Source organism: Mycolicibacter sinensis, assembly GCF_001667945.1.
Lineage (GTDB): Bacteria > Actinomycetota > Actinomycetes > Mycobacteriales > Mycobacteriaceae > Mycobacterium > Mycobacterium sinense_B.
Genome location: NZ_LZJK01000119.1, coordinates 1 through 23,060, shown reverse-complemented (window position 1 = coordinate 23,060; position 23,060 = coordinate 1). Strand labels below are relative to the sequence as shown.

The following is a 23,060-nucleotide window of genomic DNA, read 5'->3' as shown; positions in this document are numbered from 1 at the left end:
CCGGTTGCCGTCCGCGGGTGAGACGCAGCCGGATCAGCGTGGGTGAACCCGGCCGCCGCGGCCTGAACCACCGACCGCGTAATCCTGGCGCCCCGAGAGGGGTTTGGCGGCGGCGCCGAGCAGATAGTCACCGCGGATGCGGGTAGCTGACCCGAGGACCACGAGGCCGCGCCGGGTGAGTTCGTCGAGGAACTGTTCGGCGGTGAACCGGTCGTCGCGGGGGTGGTCGAAAAGCCGCCGGGCGCTGGGGCGCGCCAAGGCGTGGGCGCTAACTTCCTCGAAGTAGAACCGGCCACCCGATCTCAGCACCCGCGCGACCTCGGCCAGAGCGTCGCGCCAGTCCGGGATGTGGTGGACGACCCCGAAATCGAACACCGCATCGTAGCTCGCGTCCTCGGCATCCAGCGCCACGCGCAGGTCGGTCGCGCTGCCCTGGGCGAGGCGGACCCGGTCGCCGTAGCGGGCCAGTCGCCGGCCGGCCCGCCGGATCATCGCCGGGTCCAAGTCCACCGCATCCACACGGGCGGCGCCAAACCGCTCCAGAATCAGCCGGGAGCCGTACCCGGAACCGCACCCGATCTCCAGCGCCCGCGACCCCGGGGCGAGCCGGCCGCCGCACCGCGACAGCACCGGCACTTCATAACAGTATTGCAGCCACCGCCGCGGCACACTGTTCACCAGCGCGGTTTCGGCCCGGTTCATCAACATCTGTCGGCACTCCTTAACGTCGCGATGTCAGGACAACCCGACCCGGGGCACGAAACGCCCGACCGCGGCGGTGTAGGCGCGGTAGGGCTGATCGTGCACGGTGCGAAGGTAGGGCTCTTCGACACCGCGGACCTGCGCCTCGATCGCCGCGACGAGCAGCACGAAACCGGCGAGCGCGAGCGGATTGGGCGCCACCAGCACGACCCCGGCGGCGAAAGAAAGCATCGCGGAAAAGATCGGGTTGCGGACCACGGCGAACACACCGTGGCGCACCAATGTCGTTGTCTCATCCGGATCGACTCCGATCCGCCACGACTCGCCCATGGCGTTCTGCGCGTAGACGGTTGCGCCGATGCCGGCCACGGCGAGCACGATCCCCGTTGCCTGTATCCAGTCCGCACGCAACGCGTCGAGCGGGGAAAGCACGCCGGCCCATTGCAGCAGCGGCGCGGCGACACCGATGACGATCGCCATCACGAACCCGGCGCCGGCGACCCACTCCAGCGATCCGAACCGGCCGCTGACCCCGCGAAAGCCGGTCGATCCGGTTATGCGCCACTGCCGCCAGCTGCGCCACCCGAACCCGAGCACACCGAACACCAAATACAGCACTACTGCGGTGAGAGCCATCAGGGACCCCTTTGATCCACGAACCTATTTACACATAGTAATCTATGCATGTTACAGTGGCGAGTCGAGATGCCTCACATCCGTCCTTCGGCGCTTCGAGCCGTCGTCGGAGTGCACCACGCGCGAGGGGCTGCGACACCGGCGAGCAGCCGGCGACTCAGGCAATTAAACAGGTGGTCACGTGGTCGTAAGGTTGCGCTGTTAGCGTTGCACCCGCCGCGGACCACCGGACAGGGAGCGATGATGCCGCATATGGCGATGCCCGTGCGGTGGGTCCCACGGGTGCTGGTGCTCGGATACAGCGGGCTGCTGGCCGGGGTGGCCGGGTTTGTCAACGCGGTGGCGCTGCTGGTGTTGGCGTTCCCGGTGGGCAACCTCACCGCGGTGACCACCGAGTTGGGCATGAACACGGGCAACCCGAACCCGTGGTTGTACGAGGGCCATGTGCTGGCGGCGATCCTGTTCGGGTTCCTGGGCGGCACCGCGACCGCGGGCGCGGTTCTGGCGGCCAGCGACACCCACACCGGCCCGCGCCATGCCGTGGTCTTGGTCGCCGAAGCCGCGCTGTTGTTGCTTGCCGCGATTGGGGTCGAGGAAACGGTGGTCCAGGCGAAACTCGCCGGGATCGGGGTGGAGCGAACCGTGGTCCAGGCCGGTATTGCCGCCGCGGCGCTGGGGCTGCAAAACGGTGTGACCTCAAGCTTTCGCGGGATGGCGATCCGCACCACGCATTTCACCGGCACTATCACCGATCTTGGGCTGATGCTGGGCCGCAGCCGCCGGCACGGAATCGAGAAGTGGAAAGCGGCCGTCCTGGCCGCGACCTTGCTGCTGTTCCTCGTTGGCGGCGCGGCCGGGGTGCTAACCGGTATTTGGTTCGGCGGCTACGCGCTGATCATTCCCGCCGCGGTCTGCGGGGCCGTCGCGGCGGCCAGCCTGCTGCATGACCGCAGACGCCGCACATCCCTTAGTTTTGCGACCGCCGAGCCGACGTAGATCGATGGCCGCTGACCGCGCTCCCGGCCGGTCGCCGTTCCGTCTTGGGTGCATTGGGAGGCTGCCGGAGGCAGCGCCGCAGCGCCCGGCGGCACATGCCAATCATTCATACATGCATATGTAAGCATCATTTGATAGACTCTCCGGGAAGTCGATCGTGAGCCGTCCGGACAGGAGTCGAGCAGTGGACGATACCCGGGAATCAACGCAAGCCAGGGAGCCGACGCTGCTGTGTCCGCGGTGTGCGTCGCAGATGCTGCCGGTGCAGCGGTTCGGGGTGACGATCGATCAGTGCACCGGCTGCGGCGGCATCTTCCTCGACCTGGGGGAGATTGAGCAGCTCACCGAGGCCGAGCGCCGGTTCTACGCCGCCCCACAGCAGCCGCAGCAACCGCCGCCAGGCGGATATCCGCCGCAGCCGGCGGATGTCGAACGCCCCCGCCAGGGCGGCTTTCTGGGCGGTTTGTTCAGCGGCGCGGGCTACTACGGGGGGCACCGTGGCGGGCACCACTGACGGCTGCGCCGACCCTACGGGGTCGGCGCCACGACCTGCCCCCGACTCCGGTGCTGGCCGCGGCGACGGCACCCGCCACGACCACGGTCACGCGGTGTCGGCGGACGCGGACCGCAGGTGGCTGGGGATCGCGCTGGGCCTGATCGTGGCGTTCATGGCCGTCGAGGTGGTCGTCGGGCTGGTGGCGAACTCGCTGGCGTTGATCTCTGATGCCGGGCACATGCTCACCGACGCCGCGTCGATCGTGTTGGCGCTGATCGCGATCCGGTTAGCCGGCCGCCCGGCGCGGGGCCGCTACACCTACGGGTTCAAGCGGGTGGAGATCTTGTCCGCGCAGGCCAACGGGATCACCCTGCTGCTGCTGACGGTGTGGTTCGTCTACGAAGGGGTCCGCCGGCTCATCACCCCGCCGCAGGTCACCGGCCCGCTGGTGCTGGTCACCGCCCTGGCCGGGATCGCCGTGAACGTTGCCGCCGCTTGGTCGATCAGCCGGGCGAACCGCACCAGCTTGAATGTTGAGGGCGCTTTCCAGCACATCCTCAACGACCTGTATGCGTTCATCGGCACCGCGATCGCCGGGGCGGTGGTGTGGGCAACCGGCTTCGCCCGCGCCGACGCGATCGCGGCCCTGGTGGTGGCGGCGTTGATGGCCAAAGCGGGGTGGGGACTGGTCCGCGAAGCCGGTCGGATCTTCTTAGAGGCCGCCCCGGCAGACCTGGACCCGGCCCAGATCGGCGACAAGATCGCCGCGTTACCCCAGGTTGTCGAAGTGCACGATCTTCACGTGTGGCAGATCACCTCTGGCCAGCCGGCGATGTCGGTGCACGTGCTCGTCACCGGCGACGCCGACTGCTACGCGGTCCGCTCCCGCATAGAAACGGTGCTGCACAACGAGTTTCACCTCGATCACACCACCGTGCAGATCGACCACACCACCCCTGATGGCCACACCCGCGACCGGGGGCCGCACCCAACCGCACGGTCCAGTGCACGCCCGTAATCCGGGCGAATGCGACGTTGTGGCCGCGCCTGCGGCCCTAGTCGCCATACATCTCAGCTGGGCCGCGTGGCGCGCTGGTGTCCGTTGTCGTTCTATCTGAGGCACCCGCAGGTGTCTGACCTGCGGTGCCTCTTGTCTGACAATCCCGCTCGATTGAGTTTGCCGTTTGATCTGGGGGTAAAACGTGTTCGCGTCGCCGGCACCGGCCACCTCTCCTGGATCAGATCATGGTGGTCCGTTCAATCCTGCTATTCGTCCTGGCTGCGGTCGCCGAAAATGGGCGGCGCCTGGCTTGTGTGGCAAGGCGTCCGCGAGCAACGCGGTTGGCTCTGATTCGGCGTCATCGCGCTAGGCATCTATGGGTTCGTGGCCACCGTGCAGGCCGGCGCCCATTTCGGCCGGATCCTGGCCGCTTACGGCGGCGTATTCGTCGCTGGCTCGCTCGCGGGGGCCTGGCCCTGGATGGGTTCCGACCCGACCGCTGGGATGTGATCGGCGCGCTGGTTTGCCTGGCCGGCGTTGCCGTGATCATGTACGCCCCACGCAGCCATTAGCTTTTGGCCGCCGCCTCCCGTCGTAGCGCGGCAAGTAGCACGTCGCGGTTGGGCAGGTCCAACCGACAAAAATCACCCGCCGGGGGCCGATTGGGACGCATCACGTCGGTCCCGTCGATCAGGATCGACGGTGACGGAAACGGGCCGACGCGCTCAACGATCGCCGTATCGATCCCGAGCACAACTAGGCAGTCGGCCAGCAATTCACGGGCCGCTGCCAGATTTGGACAGCCCGGGCTGCTCAGAAGCTCAATCCGCATCCCATGGTCCTCCCAACGCCCGCCACCAGCATCTCAGGTGGGTCAACAGGTTCGGGAGACCGGTGCGGGCTGGAGTGAGCGCCTCGCGCTGCATACCGGTGCCCTGGTTGCGGCCCTTGACGACACTGGCCCCAAGGTGGGGCAGGTCTCTGGACGGTGGGTGAACCGCCGATCGTGTCGGTTGTCGTGCTGGCCGGGCCTGTCGCGGCACATGGTCCTCCACCGTTACCGTGAGTCGTTACGCGATCGGGCGTATTGGGTTGGCCCCGTCAGTGCTGTGATGCGTCCGGCGCGCACGCCGTTGGCGATGACGATGACTTCGGTGAGCTCGTGCACGAGCACGACCGTGGCCAGGCCGAGGGATCCGAATAATGCCAGCGGCATCAGCACGGTGATGATGCCTAGGGATAGCCCGACGTTTTGCAGCATGATCTGCCGGGAGCGGCGGGCGTGGTGCAGTGCGTGGGGCAGGTGACGCAGGTCTTGGCCCATCAGGGCGACATCGGCGGTTTCGATCGCGACGTCGGTCCCCATGGCACCCATCGCGATTCCCAGGTCGGCGGCGGCCAGGGCGGGTGCGTCGTTGACGCCGTCGCCGACCATCGCGGTGGGTCGCTGGGTGCGTAGCTGTGCGACCAGGTGAGCCTTGTCTGCGGGGAGCAGGTCGGCGTAGACGTGATCGATTCCGGCTTGGGCGGCCAGCGCGGCCGCGGTGGCGTGGTTGTCGCCGGTGAGCATGCTCACCTGGTAGCCGTCAGCGCGCAGCGCGGCGATGACCTGGGGGGCTTCTGGGCGCAGTTCGTCGCGCACCGCGATGGCCCCGAGTAGCTGCTGGCCGCGTTCGACGAGAACCGCTGTGGCCCCGGCGTTTTGCATGCGCGCCACCTGACCGGCGAGATCGGCGGGGTCGAGCCAGCCGGGCCGCCCCAGTCGCACGGTATGCCCGTCGAGGCGGCCGATCAGCCCAGCCCCTGCGACGGCGTGTACGTCCTCGGCGGCGACGATCGGCGCTGGGGTTGCGGCCAGGATGGCTGGGGCCAGGGGGTGTTCACTGCGGGCCTCCAGCGCGGCCGCCACCGCCAGCACCTCCTCGCGGGTGGCGCCGTTGGTAGTAGCGACGTCGATGACGGCGGGCCGGTTGGCGGTTAACGTACCGGTTTTGTCCAGGGCGATTCCACCGATGGCGCCCAGGGTTTCCAGTGCGGCGCCGCCCTTGATCAAGACGCCGAGTTTGGAGGCGGCGCCGATGGCCGCCACCACAGTCACCGGCACGGCGATGGCCAGCGCGCATGGGGAGGCCGCGACCAACACCACCAGAGCGCGTTCGATCCAGATCGCCGGGCTACCGAAAATACTGCCGGTCCCGGCGATCAGCGCCCCGGCGATCATAATGCCCGGCACCAGCGGTCGCGCGATGCGGTCGGCCAGCCGCTGGCTGGCACCTTTGCGGGCCTGTTCGGCTTCCACGATGTGCACGATGCGGGCCAGCGAGTTGTCGGCTGCGGTCGCGGTGACTTCCACCTGCAGCACGCCCGAGCCGTTGATCGATCCGGCGAACACGTCATCACCGGGACCGGCCTCGACCGGCACCGATTCGCCGGTGATCGCCGAGACGTCCAGGGCGGTGCGCCCGGCGCGAATGATGCCGTCGGTGGCCAGGCGTTCCCCGGGTTTGACGATCATCTGATCACCGACGCGCAGCTCAGCGGTGGCCAACACGGTTTCGGTGTCCCCGCGCAGTACGGTGGCCTGATCGGGCGCCAGTGAGAGCAGGGCGCGCAGGCCGCGGCGGGTGCGCGCCACCGCGTATTCCTCCAAGCCCTCGCTGATCGAAAACAGAAATGCCAGCGCGGCGGCCTCGCCGACCTGACCCAGCGCCACAGCGCCTGCCGCGGCGATGGTCATCAGGGTGCCGACACCGATGCGGCCCTGGGCCAGTCGCTTCAGGGCGGAAGGCACGAACGTCGAGGCACCCACCGCCAGCGCGGCGGCTTTGAGTCCCACCGCAACCGGCCCAAATGGAGTCACCCACGCGGCAACCGCCGCGCCGGCCAGCAGCACCCCGGACAACGCGGCCCGCCGCAACCTGACCACGTGCCAGAGCCGCCGCGGCTCCCGGTCATCGGCATCGTCGTGGTCGCAGCCGCAGGCAGCGCTGTCCGCACGCGGCCGGCCCTGCACCTGTCTACGCTGACCCGATAACGTGCGCGCGGCCCAGTCGAAAACTTTCTGCACGACGCCGGGGCCGCCGACGTCAGCCGAGCGCGGGGCACGCGCGGGCACCGACGCCGCAGGAACGTATCGCGCATCGGCGATTGCTGCCAGGATCGCCGCTTCACCGCAGCCCGCGGGTGAATACCAGATCACCACCGACGCCGTACGCGGATAGGCCTGCACGGAATGCACCCCGCTGACCTTGCTCACCGTGTCCTCAATCGCCACCGCCCGCACCGCGTCCAACACAAACCCGCTGGTGTGCACCCGCATCCGCCCCGCCGCAGCAGACACCACGGTCAACAAGCCCCCGGCATCAGGGCGAGTATCAGTGGTCAGCATCATCAGCTCCCTCGTCGTGGTCTGCCGTGACCGGCTCGTCATCGGTCGGCGTGGATTCGACCGCTCAATCAGCTCGTCGAGCGAGTTCTTCGCTTCACCGCGGCACAGCGTTGACAGCCGTATGTCAGCAGCAATCGTCGTCGGATACCTCGGTGGCAACCGGCAGGGAGGCATCGTCGCCGATGCGGTCGTGAGCCTCAGCGACCACGTTGGCAACCTTCAGCCGGGCTGACTCGGCCGCGACCTCCGTGCGGCGGGCTCCCCGCAGACCCCACTCGGTCGCGGTGACCGCGGCCCGGTGAACCGGATCCGCGCCCACCGCCTTGCGCAGCGCTTCGAAGGCGCTCACCCCGACCAGCCCGGTGAACACCGTCCCGGCGGCCTTAACCAGTAGTCCGTGCGCAACCACTGCTAACGCTCCTCCTGTTCTGCCCCGCCGGCACCATTGAGCTGGTCGATCTTCGCTGTCACCGGACCGTGCCTGCTCATCAACTCACTGTCTCCTCGACCGCCGCTCCGAACGTGACGTGCTCGCCAGCGCAGGGCTCGTCGCTGTCCACCGCGAGGACGACCTGGACCAACTCGCCCAAGGCACGGGCTAGGTGACTGTCGGCCAGCGCATAGCGGACCTGCCGGCCTTCATAGGTTGCGATGACCAATCCGCAGCCCCGCAAACACGACAGGTGATTGGACACGTTGGATCGCGTCAACCCGAGGTGCGATGCGAGCTGGCCGGGGTAGCAAACTCCATCCAGCAGCGCCACCAGAATCCGGCACCGCGTCGAATCGGCCAGCGCCCGGCCCAGCCGAGCCAGCGCGGATTCCCGCTTCTCGCACGTCAGCACAAGGTCAACAGTACAGCTGTCGCTGATATAACAGCAAGGGTTGAATTGTGTATCTACTCAGTGACGCCACGGTCAGCCCACTACCTAGCCCAGCGGATTCCTGGCCGCGCAATACCTGATCTCGATCGTGACGACCACCTAATCGGGAGCATCTTGATCGGCAGGTGTTTGCCGATTGGAGTCATGGCTTGCGCCTCAGGGCTACGGACCCGGCGGCGTGGTCGACGGCCGCTGGGTCACGTCGCGGCAGGCGCACTCTGCTGCGCCGAGTTCGAGCCGGCTCGCCTTCGATGCGACGGCCGCGAAGTGCGCCAGGACGTCTTCTAGGTACGCGATTTCGTGGGCCTGCTCGGCTACGGTCGCCCGTAGCCGCGCCAATTCCGCCCACTCGGGCGCCGAAAGCGGCTGTTCGCCATGGCGATCGGTGTACACGGAGTCGGCGTGCCGAGTGCGCGACATCCGCCACCGCTCATCACGCACCCAGGTATGCAGCAGGCTGGTGTCCACGCCCAGCTCGCCGGCCACCTCCGCGACCCGCCGGCGCCCATCGATCACCAGGCGCGCGGCATGTACCCGATACTCCGGGGTGAACGAGCGCCGATGTCGTGGCCTACCACCATCCTTCATGGGATCACCGTCCTGCCATCACCCAATGTCCCCTACGTGACGAGGCCGTCCGGTGGCGGGTGTATACCCATCAGCGGCTGGGTCATGCGGGCGGTGAAAGCCGGCTCGTGTCGGCGGTCGCGACCAAAGCGGCGGAGCCGCAACGAGTTGCTCACCACACTGACGGAGGAAAATCCCATCGCCGCTCCGGCGATGACTGGGTTGAGCAAACCGAGTGCGGCCAGCGGGATCGCGGCGGTGTTGTAGCCGAAGGCCCACCCCAGGTTCTGGTGGATGGTGCGCAGGGTCTGTCGGGAGAGCTGGATTGCCTGTACGACGCCGTCGAGCCGCCCGGACATCAAGGTGATGTCGGAGGCTTCGATGGCCACGTCGGTGCCGGTGCCGATCGCGATACCGAGATCGGATTGGACCAGTGCGGGGGCGTCGTTGACGCCGTCGCCCACCATCGCAACCACCCGGCCCGCATCCTGCAGGCGCCGGATTTCGGTGACCTTGTCCTGCGGCAGCACCTCAGCCAGCACCTGGTCGATGCCGACCTGGGTGGCGATCGCGGCGGCGGTGCGGGCGTTGTCGCCGGTGATCATGGCGACGTGTAGCCCCAGGGCGTGCAGCCCGGCGACCACGGCGGCGGCCTCGTCCTTGACCGTGTCCGCCACGCCGAGCACGCCCACGACGTGGTCGTCTCGGCCGACGAACACCGCCGTGCGGCCCTGTTCCTCGAGCTCGGCGGCCGCCGCAGCAAGGTGCTCGGGCACCACCAGATCGTGGTCATCGACAAGGGTGCGCCGCCCGACCAGCACGGTGCGGCCGTCGATCTGGGCCCGCACCCCGCGCCCCGCGAGGTTGGAGAAGTTAGTGGCGGCCGGGATCTGCAAGCCCCGCTCACGCGCAGCCGCGACGATCGCCGCACCGATCGGATGTTCAGAGCCTGACTCGACGACGGCGGCGATCCGCAGCACCAGGTTGGGCTGGCGTCGGTTGCCGACAATCACGTCGGTGAGCTGCATCTGGGCGCGGGTCAGGGTACCGGTCTTGTCGAACACCACGGTGTCGATCATTTTCGAGGCTTCCATCACCTCGCCGCCCTTCACCAGGATCCCCAGGTCGGCGCCGCGGCCGGTGCCGACCGTGATCGCCGTCGGGGTGGCCAGGCCCAGGGCGCACGGGCAGGCGATGATCAGCACGGCGACGGCGGCGGTCATCCCGGCGATCGGGTTGGCGGCGAGCAGCGTCCAGCCGGCAAACGTCAGGGTGGCGACACCGACGACGGCCGGGACGAACAGCGCCGAGACCCGGTCGGCCAGCCGCTGTACCGGGGCCTTGCCGCCCTGGGCCTGCTCGACCAGGCGCACGATCTGCGCCAGGGCGGTGTCGGCGCCGACGGCGGTGGCCCGTACCGTCAGCAGTCCATCGATGTTGACGGTCGCCCCGGCAACACGATCCCCCAGCGCTTTCTCCACCGGGACGGATTCGCCGGTCAGCATCGACTCATCGACAGCGGCCCGCCCGTCCATGATCGCGCCGTCGACCGGGATTTTCTCCCCGGGCCGTACCCGCACCAGGTCTCCGACCCGCACCTGATCGATCGGGACGAGCAATTCCTGGTCGTCGACGAGCAGGCAGGCTTCCTTGGCGCCCATCTCCAGCAGCTTGCTGATCGCCTCGGAGGCCTTGCCGGTGGCGCGGGCCTCGAAGTAGCGGCCCAGCACCACGAACGCGACGATCAGCGCCGCAGTTTCGAAGAACAGCGCGCCGCCGGCGAACAACTCGTACACGGAGTAGAAAAATGCGGTCAAAGTGCCCAGGGTGATCAGCGTGTCCATATTCGCGCTACCCGCCTGCACCTGTTGCACCGCGCCCCGCAGAAACGGCCACCCGGCGACGAATTGCACCGGTATCGTCGCGGCGAACGCCAGCCACCCCGCCCACGGGTAGGCGCCGAACACCATCGTCGACACCGATGCCAGCAACGCCAACGGTATGGCCAGCCACAGCCGCCGCAACCACCTGCGCTGCTCACGTCTATTCAGCTCGCTAGACGACGGGGTGCCGCACCCGCCCTGCCCCTGCCCACAGCCGCCACCAGCCACCGTCTCGCTTCGCCCGGCGCTATCGGGCGAACGGCCCAGCAGGCGGCGGATTCCGCCAAGGGCGGTGCGCACAACACCGGGGGTGCGCACCTCGGCGGAATGCGGGGGACGCGCGGGCACCAACTCCGCAGGGATGTGCTGCGCGTCGTCGATCGCCGCCAGCACCGCCGCGGTGTCGCAGTGCTGCGGTGAGTACCAGATCACGACCGATGCTGTGCGCGGATAGGCCGCGACCGCCTGCACACCGGGCACCGTGGCGACCGTGTCCTCGATCGCGACGGCCCGAACCGTATCGACACGAAACCCGGTGACGTGCACCCGCATCCGCCCCGACGCATCCGATACAACCGTCAGCGTGGCCTCGGTCACCGGCAGCAGATCAGTGGTCATGGTTGCTGTCCGTGCTGGTCACGATCGCCGGTTCGGTGTCGTGGCCGGTGCGCGCTCGTGCCTCGGCCATTACATCGGCGACCGTCAATCGGACCTGCTCGGTGTTCTTTTCGGCCGTGCGCTGCGCGTGGCGGGCAGCACGAATGCCCCAAGAGGTCACGGTGACGGTCGCCCGACGCAGCGGGGCCTTCGCCACGGCCGTGCGCAGCGACTGATAGGCCGCGACCCCTACCACCCCGGTCACCACCGTGGGTGCCACTTTCAGCACGACTCCATGCCATGCCATGCCATGCCATGCCATGCCTAGCTCTCCCTTCGGATAGTTTGCCCGATGCACCCTCGCCGTGCGGAGGCCTCGATCCCATCCTTGACCTTCCAGTACAGTGGAAGGTCAAGGATGGGGGCTATGCAGATCGGCGAGTTGGCGAAACTCAGCAACACCAGCGCCAAAACCATTCGTTTCTACGAGGACTCGGGGCTGCTCCCGCCGCCGGCTCGCACCGGGTCGGGGTACCGCGACTACGGGCCCGAGGTCGTGGAGCGGCTCCGGTTCATCCATCGGGGCCAAGCGGCCGGTCTGACTTTGCAGAAGGTGCGCCAGATCCTGGCGATCCACGACCGCGGTGAGGCGCCGTGCGGGCACGTGCGCCACGTCCTGCACACCCGTCTGGACCAGGTCCGCGCGCAGATCGCCGAACTGGTCGCCCTCGAAGGGCACCTGCAGACCCTTCTCGACCACGCGTCGCACGCCGCGCCGTCCGAACACGATGAGTCCACGGTGTGCTGGATTTTGGAAAGCGACCTGGATGCCGGCCCGCCGCCGAGTTCAGCCTTGCGACTAGGACGCGACGGTGAGCGATAGCGACGTGCGTGCGCGGTCCTGGACCGATATCTGGGTGCCGGCGGTTCTGCTGGGTGTGGCGGGTGTGGGCTGGTGGTGGACGGTGGCCAGCGCCGCCGACATGAGCGGCGACACGATGGCCGTAATGCCCATGGCTGACCAGTCAGACATGCCGAGGGACGCCATAGCGCCGATGGCGCCGATGTCGTTGGCCGCGTTCCTGCTCGCGTGGGTGGCCATGATGGCGGCGATGATGCTGCCCGCGGTGCTGCCCGTGGTTGGCCGTTATGCCCGCGCCACCGGCGGCGCCGCCCCGGCGGTCCTCTTCGTCGCCGCCTACCTGGCCGTGTGGAGCGCCCCGGGCATCCCCGCCTTCGTGGCGTTCAGTCACCTCAACGGTCCGCTGGCACACCCCGATCCGTGGGCCGGCCGCCTGGCCGGTGCGGTGGCGCTGGCCGCCGGGCTGTATCAGCTCACAGCGCTCAAAGCGACCTGCCTGCAACACTGTCGCGCGCCGACGTCGGTGTCCCTGCAGCACGGAACACGCCGCGACGGTCCGGCTCGCCCGTTTGTTGCCGGTGGCCGCCACGGCCTGTTTTGTCTGGGCTCCTGCTGGATGCTGTTCGTGCTGCTGATCGCGCTGGGCACCATGCAATTGGGGTGGATGCTGGTGCTGTCGGTGTTGATCTGGCTGGAAAGAATGACGCCGTTCGCGCAGTGGATTACCCGGGCGACGGCGGCGATCCTCGTGGCGTTCGGCGTTGTACTGCTGGTGCATCCCGCATTCGTCATCCACCTCGTCTCATGAGGCATGTCGTGGCGACCACGCAAAAGGGCACCCGGCGGGCAGCTGGCTGCCGTGCTCAAGGCGCTGGGCGACTCGGCCCGGCTCCGGATGACACCCGAATGCGTACCCGCCATCGCCGCGAGCCGGGCTGACGAGGACATTCTCGGTCAAGCCCGCGGAGGTGAGATCCAGCTTTTCCCAGCCTCCTTTACCACCACAGGCGAAACAGCTCCCTTGATACCAGTAAAGAAAGTTATCACACCCCAGGTCAGACGTGGTTTTCGGCGGTGCGTCGTGGCGGTGACCTGGGCTAGTGGGGACGGCTCAACGGGTCGGCGTGCGGTCACCGTGTATGCGGCCATCGCTGGTGCCCCGGCCCGAAGCTCTGACGCGGCTCGATGGTGGGAGCTGGCTGGTTGGTTGGCGGCGGACGCAGGGCGCAGTGCAGCGACCGGCGCGGACGGGAGCGCCAGCGGACGGAAGCGGAGGGAGCGCAGCGAAGCCCGGAGGGAGCCGACCGCACGGGCAGGATTAGCTGGCTTGGGCGGTGAGCTGTGTGAGCTGCGCGACGCCGGGGCTGCCGCGAGTGCGCTGGTTACGGTGGCGCTGAGGCGGGTGTTCGGTGAGTTCGGCGACGGTGGCTCCGGGTACGCGGGCCAGCAGCACGCCGGCAGCTTCGTCCCAGGTGTTCTCGGTGTCGGTCCGGGACCGGCGGCGTAGTCGTTGATGCTGATCATAGCGTATTGCGGGTCGGTGGTGCGGCGCACTCGGGCTGGAGCCGCCACGGGAACATGCTGGTTTTCGGCACGGGCGCGTCTCGGGCTCGGTGGATCGGGTGGACCTTGTTGAACTGGGTGGATGCGGTTCGGGGCTGCTCGGTAGGCTGAGGTCGTGGTGGACGGTGCGGTGGTGCAGCGGGCTCGGCGGATAGCGGAGTCCCGACTGGCACCGTTGGCGACCCGTCTGGCCCATGTTCGCGGTGTCGCAGCGGCGGCGGAGGGCCTGGTGACACGTGTCGATCCGTTGGAGGCTGATGCGCTGGTCGCGGCGGCGTGGCTACACGATGTCGGGTATGCGCCATCGGTGCGGTCGACCGGTTTCCATCCGGTGGACGGGGCTGCGTTTGTCCGCGCCGAGGGTTTCCCCGCCGTCGTCGTGTCACTGGTGGCGTATCACACGGGTGCGGTTTTTGAGGCACGGGAGCGCGGGCTGTCGGAGGCGTTGGCTGAGTTCGTGCAGCCGCCGGGGTTGTTGCTCGATGTGTTGACGTGCGCGGATATGCAGACCGGCCCGGACGGTTCGCCGATTAGGCCCGAGGATCGGGTAAGCGAAATTTTGTCGCGTTACGGCGAGGACGACCCGGTGCACCGCGCGATCACGTTGTCGGCGCCCAGCTTGCTGGCTGCGGTCGCCCGTGTGGACGCTCTGGTCGGGTAGGACAGGCTCCGGCGGCGCATTTCGCGTTTACCCGAGGTATGGGGTGGGGCGGTGTTCAAGGTAGTGCTGGATGCGTAGTCGCATGGATGGGTGCATGTTCAGCGTCGGAATGTCTTGCGGGCGGGTCCAGGCGATGTCGGTGCTTTCGGAGTCGACCCGCGGGTCGCCGCCGATGAGCCGGGTGCTGAAGCATAGCGAAAACTGTTGGCGGACTTCACCATCGGTGTAGGCCATGACATGGTGGGGGTTGGTGTAGACGCCGATGAGGCCGGTGACTTCGATGTCGAGGCCGGTTTCTTCTTTGACTTCGCGCACCGCGGTGTCAACGATCGACTCGCCCAACTCCATGCCGCCGCCCGGTAGCGCCCACAGGTCGTTGTCGCGGCGTTTGATGAGCAGGATGTGGGCTTGGTCGTCGGTGACCACGGCGGTGGTGGACGGCACCACACTGTTCGCCGCAGGTGCGTCGGGGTCGTTGTAGTAGTCGGTTCGGGTCATCTGGTCCTCCAGGGCATCGATGGGGTGCGGCGTTAGGGGTGGCTCAGATGGGGCGGGCGGTGTTCCACACGCGTTCGAACGCGAGTTGATGGTCATTCCACAGCTCGGGTGCGTCCTCGCGTGTGATGACGATGGCGGGATTGTCGCTGGCCGGCGCTCCGTAGAGATGCGGGTTGGCGATCAGGGTGTCATCGGCGCGGAACATCGACGTGTACAGCGGCGTGGTGTGGGTACGAACCTCTAATCCTGCGGTGCCGATCATGGGTTGAAGGCGGGCCAGCGTCATCTTGCAGCGGCCGGCTAGGGCGGTTCCGATGCCCTCTTCTTGGCCGCGCTGTGCGACCGCGGGTGAGTCGGGGTCGCCGATGGCGAAGCGGACGGTCACGCCGCGCTCGGTGGCAGTGGTGAGCATTTTGCGGAATCGGGGAACGCCGTCAAACAGGAAGGTGCCGCCGTAGACCAGGATGTCGATGTGCTCGACGGCTGCGCCGAATAGCTCGGTCCACACCGTGGGGGGCACGTCGGCGCGGCTGCCGTACACGCTGACCGCGACGGTGCCCGCGCTTGGCGGCGCCATGATCGGGAACAGATCGGGCCAAATGTCGGACCGATCGCAGTCGAGGGCCTCGGCGGCGCGGCGCGCATTGTCGCGGTAGGGCCGTGATTCCCCGGTCAGCCAGCGCTCCACGGTCTTCGCGTCGACTTCGATGAGTTCGGCGAGCGCCTGGGCGTTGAGCCCTTTGCGGTCCATGTAGTAGCGCAGCTTGTCGTTGGGCACCCACGCGGCCTCGTCCTTGCCCACCTGCTGGTCCTCCTACCTGCGATGACATCGCTGTCGATGACGTTGTCGGTGCTTGTCCCGAGTGTGTCACGCAGATGTCCGCAGATGCCATTAAAGATGCGGTACAGATGTCCGAGTTGCCCGACTGGAGTGGAATCACGGCCGACGAGCGGCCGTATCCACACAGGAAGGGAATCAGACATGCGGCTACGCATCGACACCAAGGCGGTGCAGTTCTTCTGCACCCGCGTCCCCGAGCAGCGCACGGTGCACGAAACCGGCGCCCCGCGCATCGACAAAGAAACGGGCCTGGTCCTCTGGCAGGTCCAAGTCATGGCTCTGGACCCCGACGGCGGCGAAGTGCTTGCCGTCACCGTGGCCGGCGAACCCGAGGTCAAAGTCGGTGAGCCGGTCAGCCTCGACGGGTTGATCGCGATCCCGTGGTCACAAGGAGACCGCTCCGGTGTCGCCTTCCGGGCGACCTCAATCCGGCCTGGGGGTCCTGCGGCGGCCGGTTTGGCGCCGCGTCCAGCGGCATCGAGCGGTGGTACGCAGGCCCCGAGTCCAGCGAAACAAACGGGCACCAGCTAGCGCGATGGGCGCCAGGCGGCTCATCCACCTACGCCTGGCGCCCGCCTGGCTTCGCGAAAACCCATTCATTCAAACCGATTTCGGTGACACCGCAACCAATAGCGGTCGCCATCCGATGAGAGGACCACCGGACTAATGACATCAAGCGGTAGGGCAAAAGGGTCAGCTGATGATGACTGGTTCGGCGATCTGCTGGTCGGCATGATCGAGCTGACCGGCAAGGGCCTGTGGCGGTTTGCGTTGCGCTGGCCCGACGCTGCCGCCCTGGTGAGCATCTTCATCGTCACCGCAGCACTATCGGGCCTGCGTGTGGCGTGTGTGCTCGCCGGGGTGTGCGCGGCGGGCGTGTGGGGGTGGCGGTTGGGCTGGCCCGACGCCTACCAGCAGCTCATCGGCAAACCCATTGGCGACTACCGGCGTGCTCATCTGGTGTACCGACGCCGCTGGCGGGTGGTCTGTGAACGCCACGGGCTGACCATCACCCGGCGGGGCAAACCGGACGCCGATCCGCTGGTGCCGGTGTTGGGCGCGGTGCGTATCGGGGCCGCGGTCGACACGCTGGTGGTGCGGTTGCTGGTGGGCCAATCGGTGAAAACCTGGCAAGCCGAGGTGGACGGGCTGGCCGCGGCGTTCGGCGCGCACAGCGTGACCGTGCAACCCGGCCGGATCGAGGCGGGTCGGGGCCGCGACATCGTGCTCCGCGTGCGCCACCACGACGGGTTGGCCGCCCCGATCCCGCTGCCCCGGCCGCCGGTGGATACCCGCGTGGTGCGGTTGGCCCACGTGCCGGCCGGGGTCACCGAGACCGGTGACCGGTGGACCCTGCCGGTGGCCGGCCACCATATTCTGGTCGGTGGGGCCACGGGCGCCGGTAAAGGCAGCGTGTTGTGGTCGCTGGTCGCCGGGCTGGCGCCGGGCATCAAGGCGGGGCTGGTGGCGGTGCGCTGCCTGGATCCCAAGGGCGGTATGGAGTTCGGCGCCGGCGCCCCGCTGTTCGACCGGTTCGCGTATGACCCCGACACCATCCTGGCCGTGCTGCGGGAGACCACGGCCACCATGGTGGCCCGTGCGCAGCGGCTGCGCGGCACCACGCGGGCGCACCGGCCCACCCGCGCTGAACCCCATATCGTGTTGCTGGTCGACGAGCTGGCCACGCTGACCGCCTACGCCGAGCGCAAACAACGCACCGAGGTCGAACAACTGCTCGGCCTGTGGCTGGCCCAGGGTCGCGCGGTCGGCATCAGCGTCATCGCCGCGGTGCAAGACCCCTCCAAAGACGTGGTGGCGCTGCGTCAACTGTTCCCGGTCCGGGTCGGGCTGCGCATGACGGAGGCCAGCCAGACCGCGATGATCCTGTCCACCGCGGCGCATCAGCAGGGGGCGCGCTGCGAAGACATCCCCGACACCACACCGGGGGTGGGCTATGTGCTCACCGAAGGCAACGCGGCCGTCCAGCGGGTGCGGGCGTTTCACGTCACCGACACCGATATCGCCTGGCTGGCAACCCATTTCGCCCCACCCAACCGGGCAGGACGCAGCGGGAGCACGCGATGATCAGCCTCGCGCCGGCATCATTGCCGGACTGGCTTTCGCCCGGCTCGCCCGCGATCGAGCAGGCGATCCGCCGGGCTTCATCGCACAGCTATGAGTCGTGGTGGGGGCGCTGCGTTTCCGTGGGGTTTTGCGCGAACCCGGTGCAGGCCAGCGCCTATGACCCCAACCGTAGGCAATGGGTGGCGGTGATGATCCGCTGCGGGAACCGGCGCGCCTCGGTGTGCCCGTCGTGTTCGGACCTGTATGCCGCCGACACCTGGCAGTTGATCCACGCCGGCACGGCGGGTGGCCATCACGGTATGCCCGAGCACACCGCGCACCGGCCGCAGGTGTTCGCCACGCTGACCGCCCCCAGCTTCGGCGCGGTGCACACCAGCGATCCTGAGCATCCCGGCCGGGCGTGCCACCCACCGGGTGACACCACGCGCTACTGCGCACACGGCATTCCGCTGTCGTGCGGCAGGGTCCACTGTTCCGAGGATACGGCGATCGGGCAGCCGTTGTGTCCGCAGTGCTACGACTACACCGGCCATGTGCTGTTCAACTGGCACGCACCGGAGTTGTGGCGGCGGTTCACCATCGCGCTCCGCCGCACCTTAGCCCGCCATCTGCGGTCCGCTTCGGTCGACCCGGACGCGGTGCGGGTGTCGTTTGTCAAAGTCGCCGAATACCAACGCCGCGCCGTCATCCACTACCACACCCTGATCCGACTCGACCCCACCGACGACACCGATGGGGACGACCAGAACGCGACGTCCGCCGAATCCGATGTCGGGGTGTCAGCGATCGAGCTGGCCGCGCTGGTACGCCGGGCCGCTGAGCAGGTGCGGCTACCAGTGACCATGCCAACCGCCACCGGTACCGGTGACCACCCCGAACGCGAGGACCGGGTCGTGGGGTTCGGCACCCAAATCGACACCCAACCCCTCACCGCGACCGGCGGCGATCCCGGCAAGTCGGGGCTGGCGCGGCGGGTGGCGGCGTATCTGGCGAAATACACCACCAAATCCGTCGCGGAATTCGGCATCGCCGCACGTCGTATCAGCGGCCGAGCGATTGCTGAGCTGGACCTGCCGGCCCATCCCCGCCGCATCCTGTCCACCCTGGCCGACCTGGCGGCGGTGCCGGGTAATGCGGCGATGCTGGCCTGGCTGCACACCCTGGGCTATCGCGGCCACATCACCACCAAATCGCGCCGCTACTCCACCACCATGGGCGCGCTGCGCGCCGCCCGCCATCACTGGCGGCAACGCGACGCTGAGCAGCCCGAAGACGATGACCAGCACGACGCGCCCAGCCAAGCAGACCAGTCCAGTGCCACAGGGGAATTGACGGACTGGCGCATCGACGGCGCCGGGCATCGTAACGACGGCGAACGCCTGCTGGTGCACACCGCGGCCCACCAGGCCCGCCAACAGCGCTATCTGGCGCGCCTGCATGCCCGCGACGAGACCGGCACCAGCCCATGACCACCACCGCAACACGACAGCCGACCACGACCAACACCGGCGCTGGCGCCCAAGACGGCACCGACGGAGAATCGCGCAACCACGCGCAATGCCCGACAGGCCGCGACGAGTTCACCGAGTGGCTGATCGCATCGTGTCAACGTCAGGACCTTCCGGTGACCGTAACCGACCACACGGTTCTGGCGGCCGTCGCCACCCTGCTGCGGTGATGACATCAACCCCATCCCGCGACAGTCACCCTCTGGCGGTCAGCCACCCAATCGGTCATCGTGAAAACTGTTCGGAAAGCATGCTTTCCCCGGCGACAAAGCGCTTCTGGTGTCGGGGTGGGTGAGCTGTCCAGGCTCGAACCTGGGGTTCGACCGCATGCGGCCTTGGGCCTTGACAGCTCACCCACCCCGACACACACTCAGCACTCGCCAGGGAAAACAGCTCCATAGGCGGGGCATCCACCGAGGCGCGTGTGGTGGTCTGGTCGGCACCGATGACGGCGCAACCAACGATGCCGACCACCATGTTTAGATGCGCCAGTGGGGTTGGACCCGGTTGATATCCAAGCTGCGCACACCTGGAGTGCCCGGCGCAATGACGGCATGATCGAGAATGGATTTGACGATGGCCTGCTGGCGGCCCAGATCCAAATCTGACCATTGCTCGCGCAGTGCCCCGCCAGTGCCGGCCAGCTCGTAAACCGCCGTCGTGTCGGTGGCTGTCGCGATGTCCCGCCGTGCATGTTGAATTCGGCTGGTGATCGGGTCGCGGGCAGCGATCCATTCCCGCGCGGTGACCGCCCCATCGGCATACAGGGTCGCCAACTCATCGAGGCGGGCCTGATCCGTCTCGACCTGGGCGGCCAAAGCCGCCACATCGCGATCCGGGCTGGATTTCCCGGCCAGGACCTTGGCCAGGTGCGGAGAGTCCAGCCGGGCCAACACGGCATCGGTCAGCAAGTCCTCCACCGGGGCAGCGACGACGGTCAACCGGCCGCAGCCACCATGATCGGGACCCTTCAAACACACATAGCGGCGCACCCTGTTATCTGGATTGCTGTGCCGCGCTTGCGAATACAGACGGTTGCCGCAACGCCCACACCGCAGCAACCCCGAGAGTAGATAGGTGCGCGCGGCCCGCGTCTTGGTCACCGACCGCGATGCCATGCGGGCCAGCACCCGATCCCGCTCGGCCGGGGTGATGATCGGTGGCCATTTCGCGGGGCCGATCACCTCACCCCGATGCTCGCGTAACCCAGCTATGCGGCCCGAGCAAAGGATTTGGCGCACCGCCGAGGTCTGCCACGATTTGGCGACCGCTGGGGCGATCCCGGAGTCGTTGAGCCACAACGTGAGCGACCGCAACGACTGGCCGGCCAGGTAGCGGTCTGCCATTTCGCGCACCACCACCGCCTCCGACTCACGTACCGTGATCTTGTCGGCCTCATAGCCGAACGGGCGCACCGACCCGTGCGGCAACCCCGCCTCGGCGTTCTGCAACATCTTGCGCCGAATCCGCGCCGACTTGCGCCCGGACTCCTTGGCCGCGAACGCCGCGAAAATCCGGGCCATGAACAGGCCGTCATCGTTGCCCAGATCGATATCGGCGGTCACCGTCGCAACCTGCGAGACCCCCACCCGCTCACACAGGGCAACGAAGTCCTCCAGCTCGGCGGGCTGGCGATGCAACCGGTCCAAGTTGTAGACAATCACAGCATCGCGAGCACCGGATTGCAGGTCGGCCAGCATCCGCTCATAATCGCGGCGCCGCTTGCCCGAAAACGCCGACACATCGTTGTCGACATACTCATCACCGACCGGCCAGTCGCGATCAGCGGCCAGCCTGCGGCAATCCTCCAACTGCCGCGCCACCCCCAACCCGGTGCCCTCGACATCTGCAGATATCCGGGCATAAATCGCCGCCGAGCGCACCGCGGTTCGCTGAGCAGCGGGTTTCGCTTTCACCATGAGGGTAGTTTAGCGACATTTAACCTTCCAGGCTGCCGTCGGCCCGCCGGCAGCTGGGTCGTCATGGTTGAACGGGACAGTGTGGTCCAAATCGCAGATGGTGGCCCGGCGGTGGCACCCGGGAAACCGGCACGTCAAATCTCGACACCTGACGGCCCGCGCCAGCTGCACCGACGGCCGGTAGCGTAATGCCGCCGCAGCGTCGACAGTGGCGTCGATTACCCAGCGCGAGGCCGACTCGGCCAAGGCGCGCACCTGATCGGCATCGATGACACCGAATCCCTCCAGATACCCGGGACGATCGCTGCAGCCGCCGATCGTGTCGGCGGTAGCCACAACGTTGAGAATGACCCGAGTTCCCGAGCCGGGCGATGGCCGGTCCGCCGCTCGGGCCGGGCAGTCGGACCGCCCGCACGCGCAGATCAGGGGCAGGCCTTCTGCCAATGCGTTCAAAGCGTCCACCCGACGCTGGTCGAGGGTGCGAGGATCGTCGGCGCAGACGTCATTGGCCATCTGAGTGAGGCGCCTGTCGAACGCCGCGCCCTGCGCGGCCGCAATCTTGCCCTTGATCTCGGCCATGCCGTCGCGCTCTGGGGAGATCCAGAGGTAGCGGTCGTTGTCGGCCTCTTTGCGGCGCTGCCGGGCGGCGTCGGGGTCGACCTCCAGCACCGCGGCATCGACTGCGTTGATGATGCGCCGCCGCGACCAGCTGCTCCAACCACCCGCCCGGGCGGCCAGGTGTTCGTCGAGGCCGCCGATCAGATCGTCGTCGACCAGGTCGGTGCGGGTGATGATCAGTTGCACGGTGTGCCAATCAAGGTGTCCGCGCGCAAAGAGCTCGCCAACCCGCGGTAGCCGGTTATCCAATGCCGCCGCGTAATGCACCTGTCGGCCGGCTGCCGCGGGGGCCAGGTTCATCAGCGCAGAGACCTGCGCGCAGGTCCGCTCGTAACCGGTGACGGTCTCGTGGTCCTGCTCGAACTCCCAGGGGTCGGCGCCACCGTGCCGGCGAAGCAGAGCGGCAATGGCGCCGAGCCGGCGGGCCACCAGCACCGATTCGGTCCGATGAACCGCCGCGATCAGCTCGCCCAGTTGGGCCGGCGACAGGCCGGCCGGTGCCGTGGGCGAGAGCAGATCACTCGCTGTTTCGAACATACGTTCGATACTACCCGAGCCGGCCGACGCGTGCCACCGTTATCCGCAACCCCGGCCGACACCCGTCGCAGCAGCATGGATCCGGCCACCGGGCGCGCAATACTGAGGCAATGCCTGCTGCCCGCCGAGCACTCATCGCGGCCCTGACCGTCGTCGCAAGCCTGGTCTTGAACCTGACCGGGGCCTCCCCCGCGGCCGCCGAGCCACTGCAGGCCGGCTTCGCGAGGCTGGCCAACACGATCCCCGCCACCGTCGGGATCGCCTATGCCCCGGTTGGGCAGAACCAGGCGGGCACGCTCGGCACCCTGCAGAACGGGGTGGCCTGGTCGACCATCAAAGTCCCGCTGGCGATCGCGGCGATTCACGCCAACCGTCCCAATGCGCAGGACCTGGCCGCCAGGGCCGTCACCGCGTCCGACAACGACGCCGCCGAGCAGTTGTGGTCCGAGCTCGGGCCGGCCCCCCAGGCCGCCCAACAGGTGCAGGCCGTGCTGCGAGCCGGCGGGGACACCGGCACCGCGGTCGAATCCCGGCGGCTGCGGCCCGAATTCAGCGCCTTCGGCCAGACCCAGTGGCCGCTGGCCCGCCAGGCCGTGTTCGCCGCCCACCTGCCGTGCATGGCCGCTGCCGCACCGGTCTACAGCCTGATGAGCAACACCGTGCCCAACCAGCGCTGGGGTCTGGCCGGCCTCGGCGCCCCCACCAAGGGCGGCTGGGGCCCCGGCCCGGGCGGGGGCTACCTGGTGCGGCAGTTCGGCGTAGTGGGCACGCCCAACGGCGGCCAGCTCGCGGTGGCGTTGGCCGCCCAACCCAACGACG

24 protein-coding genes and 2 pseudogenes are annotated in these 23,060 nt (G+C 68.1%); 13 read left to right on the top strand and 13 right to left on the bottom strand.

The window, feature by feature from the left end; all coding sequences use genetic code 11:
• Positions 1-33: 33 nt before the first annotated feature.
• Together A5694_RS15785 and A5694_RS15780 are read right to left on the bottom strand one after the other, a co-directional pair.
• Positions 34-702, bottom strand: coding sequence for a class I SAM-dependent methyltransferase (locus A5694_RS15785; RefSeq protein ID WP_064922835.1), 669 nt, complete (start codon positions 700-702; stop codon positions 34-36).
• A 33-nt stretch (positions 703-735) separates the two neighbouring features.
• Positions 736-1,338 carry a methyltransferase family protein gene (locus A5694_RS15780; RefSeq protein ID WP_064922823.1) on the bottom strand — a complete coding sequence of 201 codons (603 nt, stop codon included), beginning with the start codon at positions 1,336-1,338 and terminating at the stop codon, positions 736-738.
• 243 nt (positions 1,339-1,581) lie between these two features.
• On the opposite strand from A5694_RS15780, the gene A5694_RS15775 reads away from it, so the two are divergent.
• From A5694_RS15775 to A5694_RS15760, 4 genes and pseudogenes are all read left to right on the top strand, one after another.
• Complete coding sequence (locus tag A5694_RS15775; protein ID WP_082952697.1) at positions 1,582-2,334, top strand: DUF1275 family protein; 753 nt, start codon at positions 1,582-1,584, stop codon at positions 2,332-2,334.
• A 184-nt stretch (positions 2,335-2,518) separates the two neighbouring features.
• A complete protein-coding gene (locus A5694_RS15770) occupies positions 2,519-2,848 on the top strand; it encodes a zf-TFIIB domain-containing protein (RefSeq protein WP_082952696.1) in 330 nt (109 codons plus the stop codon).
• 94 nt (positions 2,849-2,942) lie between these two features.
• Complete coding sequence (locus A5694_RS15765) at positions 2,943-3,848, top strand: cation diffusion facilitator family transporter (RefSeq protein ID WP_064922834.1); 906 nt, start codon at positions 2,943-2,945, stop codon at positions 3,846-3,848.
• Positions 3,849-4,075: 227 nt separating this feature from the next.
• Positions 4,076-4,402 (top strand): annotated as a pseudogene (locus tag A5694_RS15760) (YnfA family protein).
• On the opposite strand, the gene A5694_RS15755 reads toward A5694_RS15760, so the two are convergent.
• The 7 genes and pseudogenes from A5694_RS15755 to A5694_RS15725 form a co-directional block, all read right to left on the bottom strand.
• Positions 4,399-4,662: a hypothetical protein gene (locus A5694_RS15755; protein WP_064922817.1), complete on the bottom strand. Its 264-nt coding sequence runs from the start codon at positions 4,660-4,662 to the stop codon at positions 4,399-4,401. The pseudogene A5694_RS15760 and the gene A5694_RS15755 sit on opposite strands and share 4 nt — an antisense overlap.
• A 242-nt stretch (positions 4,663-4,904) precedes the next feature.
• Positions 4,905-7,221, bottom strand: a pseudogene (locus tag A5694_RS15750) (heavy metal translocating P-type ATPase); the annotation flags it as partial.
• 121 nt (positions 7,222-7,342) lie between these two features.
• Complete coding sequence (locus A5694_RS15745) at positions 7,343-7,627, bottom strand: DUF1490 family protein (RefSeq protein ID WP_064922813.1); 285 nt, start codon at positions 7,625-7,627, stop codon at positions 7,343-7,345.
• Between the two features lie 79 nt (positions 7,628-7,706).
• The gene (gene cmtR / locus A5694_RS15740; RefSeq protein WP_064922811.1) at positions 7,707-8,063 is read right to left on the bottom strand and encodes a Cd(II)/Pb(II)-sensing metalloregulatory transcriptional regulator CmtR; all 357 of its coding nucleotides are present in this window, start codon (positions 8,061-8,063) and stop codon (positions 7,707-7,709) included.
• 201 nt (positions 8,064-8,264) lie between these two features.
• Positions 8,265-8,690 (bottom strand): transposase, encoded by a 426-nt coding sequence (locus tag A5694_RS15735; protein WP_082952694.1) that lies wholly within the window; start codon positions 8,688-8,690, stop codon positions 8,265-8,267.
• Positions 8,691-8,722: 32 nt separating this feature from the next.
• Entirely contained in the window at positions 8,723-11,104 is a 2,382-nt protein-coding gene (locus A5694_RS15730; RefSeq protein WP_109535714.1) for a copper-translocating P-type ATPase, read from the bottom strand.
• Positions 11,105-11,159: 55 nt separating this feature from the next.
• Positions 11,160-11,456, bottom strand: coding sequence for a DUF1490 family protein (locus A5694_RS15725; RefSeq protein WP_064922807.1), 297 nt, complete (start codon positions 11,454-11,456; stop codon positions 11,160-11,162).
• A 120-nt stretch (positions 11,457-11,576) separates the two neighbouring features.
• Here A5694_RS15725 and A5694_RS15720 point away from each other — a divergent pair, with 120 nt between their 5' ends.
• The 4 genes from A5694_RS15720 to A5694_RS15705 all read left to right on the top strand — a co-directional run bounded on the left by A5694_RS15720 (position 11,577) and on the right by A5694_RS15705 (position 14,235).
• Positions 11,577-12,032 (top strand): heavy metal-responsive transcriptional regulator, encoded by a 456-nt coding sequence (locus A5694_RS15720; RefSeq protein WP_064922805.1) that lies wholly within the window; start codon positions 11,577-11,579, stop codon positions 12,030-12,032.
• Positions 12,022-12,819: a DUF2182 domain-containing protein gene (locus tag A5694_RS15715; protein ID WP_064922803.1), complete on the top strand. Its 798-nt coding sequence runs from the start codon at positions 12,022-12,024 to the stop codon at positions 12,817-12,819. The genes A5694_RS15720 and A5694_RS15715 overlap by 11 nt, the downstream gene beginning before the upstream one ends.
• A gap of 519 nt (positions 12,820-13,338) precedes the next feature.
• Positions 13,339-13,518: a hypothetical protein gene (locus tag A5694_RS23340; RefSeq protein ID WP_064922801.1), complete on the top strand. Its 180-nt coding sequence runs from the start codon at positions 13,339-13,341 to the stop codon at positions 13,516-13,518.
• A 174-nt stretch (positions 13,519-13,692) separates the two neighbouring features.
• Complete coding sequence (locus A5694_RS15705; protein ID WP_064922832.1) at positions 13,693-14,235, top strand: HD domain-containing protein; 543 nt, start codon at positions 13,693-13,695, stop codon at positions 14,233-14,235.
• 27 nt (positions 14,236-14,262) lie between these two features.
• Here the strand turns inward: A5694_RS15705 and A5694_RS15700 are convergent, their stop codons facing one another.
• Both A5694_RS15700 and A5694_RS15695 read right to left on the bottom strand, forming a co-directional pair.
• The gene (locus tag A5694_RS15700) at positions 14,263-14,733 is read right to left on the bottom strand and encodes an NUDIX domain-containing protein (protein WP_064922799.1); all 471 of its coding nucleotides are present in this window, start codon (positions 14,731-14,733) and stop codon (positions 14,263-14,265) included.
• A gap of 43 nt (positions 14,734-14,776) precedes the next feature.
• Complete coding sequence (locus A5694_RS15695) at positions 14,777-15,535, bottom strand: helix-turn-helix domain-containing protein (RefSeq protein ID WP_064922797.1); 759 nt, start codon at positions 15,533-15,535, stop codon at positions 14,777-14,779.
• A 180-nt stretch (positions 15,536-15,715) separates the two neighbouring features.
• Here A5694_RS15695 and A5694_RS15690 point away from each other — a divergent pair, with 180 nt between their 5' ends.
• The 4 genes from A5694_RS15690 (at position 15,716) to A5694_RS15675 (ending at position 19,337) form a co-directional block, all read left to right on the top strand.
• Positions 15,716-16,105 carry a hypothetical protein gene (locus A5694_RS15690; protein ID WP_064922796.1) on the top strand — a complete coding sequence of 130 codons (390 nt, stop codon included), beginning with the start codon at positions 15,716-15,718 and terminating at the stop codon, positions 16,103-16,105.
• A 201-nt stretch (positions 16,106-16,306) separates the two neighbouring features.
• Positions 16,307-17,659 carry an FtsK/SpoIIIE domain-containing protein gene (locus A5694_RS15685; RefSeq protein ID WP_234787934.1) on the top strand — a complete coding sequence of 451 codons (1,353 nt, stop codon included), beginning with the start codon at positions 16,307-16,309 and terminating at the stop codon, positions 17,657-17,659.
• A complete protein-coding gene (locus A5694_RS15680; protein WP_064922792.1) occupies positions 17,656-19,128 on the top strand; it encodes a replication initiator in 1,473 nt (490 codons plus the stop codon). Before A5694_RS15685 ends, A5694_RS15680 begins: the two co-directional genes overlap by 4 nt.
• Positions 19,125-19,337, top strand: a complete 213-nt coding sequence (locus A5694_RS15675) for a hypothetical protein (RefSeq protein WP_064922790.1) — start codon at positions 19,125-19,127, stop codon at positions 19,335-19,337. The genes A5694_RS15680 and A5694_RS15675 overlap by 4 nt, the downstream gene beginning before the upstream one ends.
• 309 nt (positions 19,338-19,646) lie before the next feature.
• On the opposite strand, the gene A5694_RS15670 is transcribed toward A5694_RS15675, so the two are convergent.
• Positions 19,647-21,086 carry a recombinase family protein gene (locus tag A5694_RS15670; protein ID WP_082952691.1) on the bottom strand — a complete coding sequence of 480 codons (1,440 nt, stop codon included), beginning with the start codon at positions 21,084-21,086 and terminating at the stop codon, positions 19,647-19,649.
• A 9-nt stretch (positions 21,087-21,095) separates the two neighbouring features.
• Positions 21,096-22,241, bottom strand: coding sequence for a DUF222 domain-containing protein (locus A5694_RS15665; RefSeq protein WP_064922788.1), 1,146 nt, complete (start codon positions 22,239-22,241; stop codon positions 21,096-21,098).
• A gap of 110 nt (positions 22,242-22,351) precedes the next feature.
• Between A5694_RS15665 and A5694_RS15660 the strand changes: the two genes are divergently transcribed.
• A partial coding sequence (locus A5694_RS15660) for a hypothetical protein (protein WP_064922786.1) occupies positions 22,352-23,060 on the top strand: 709 nt, incomplete at its 3' end.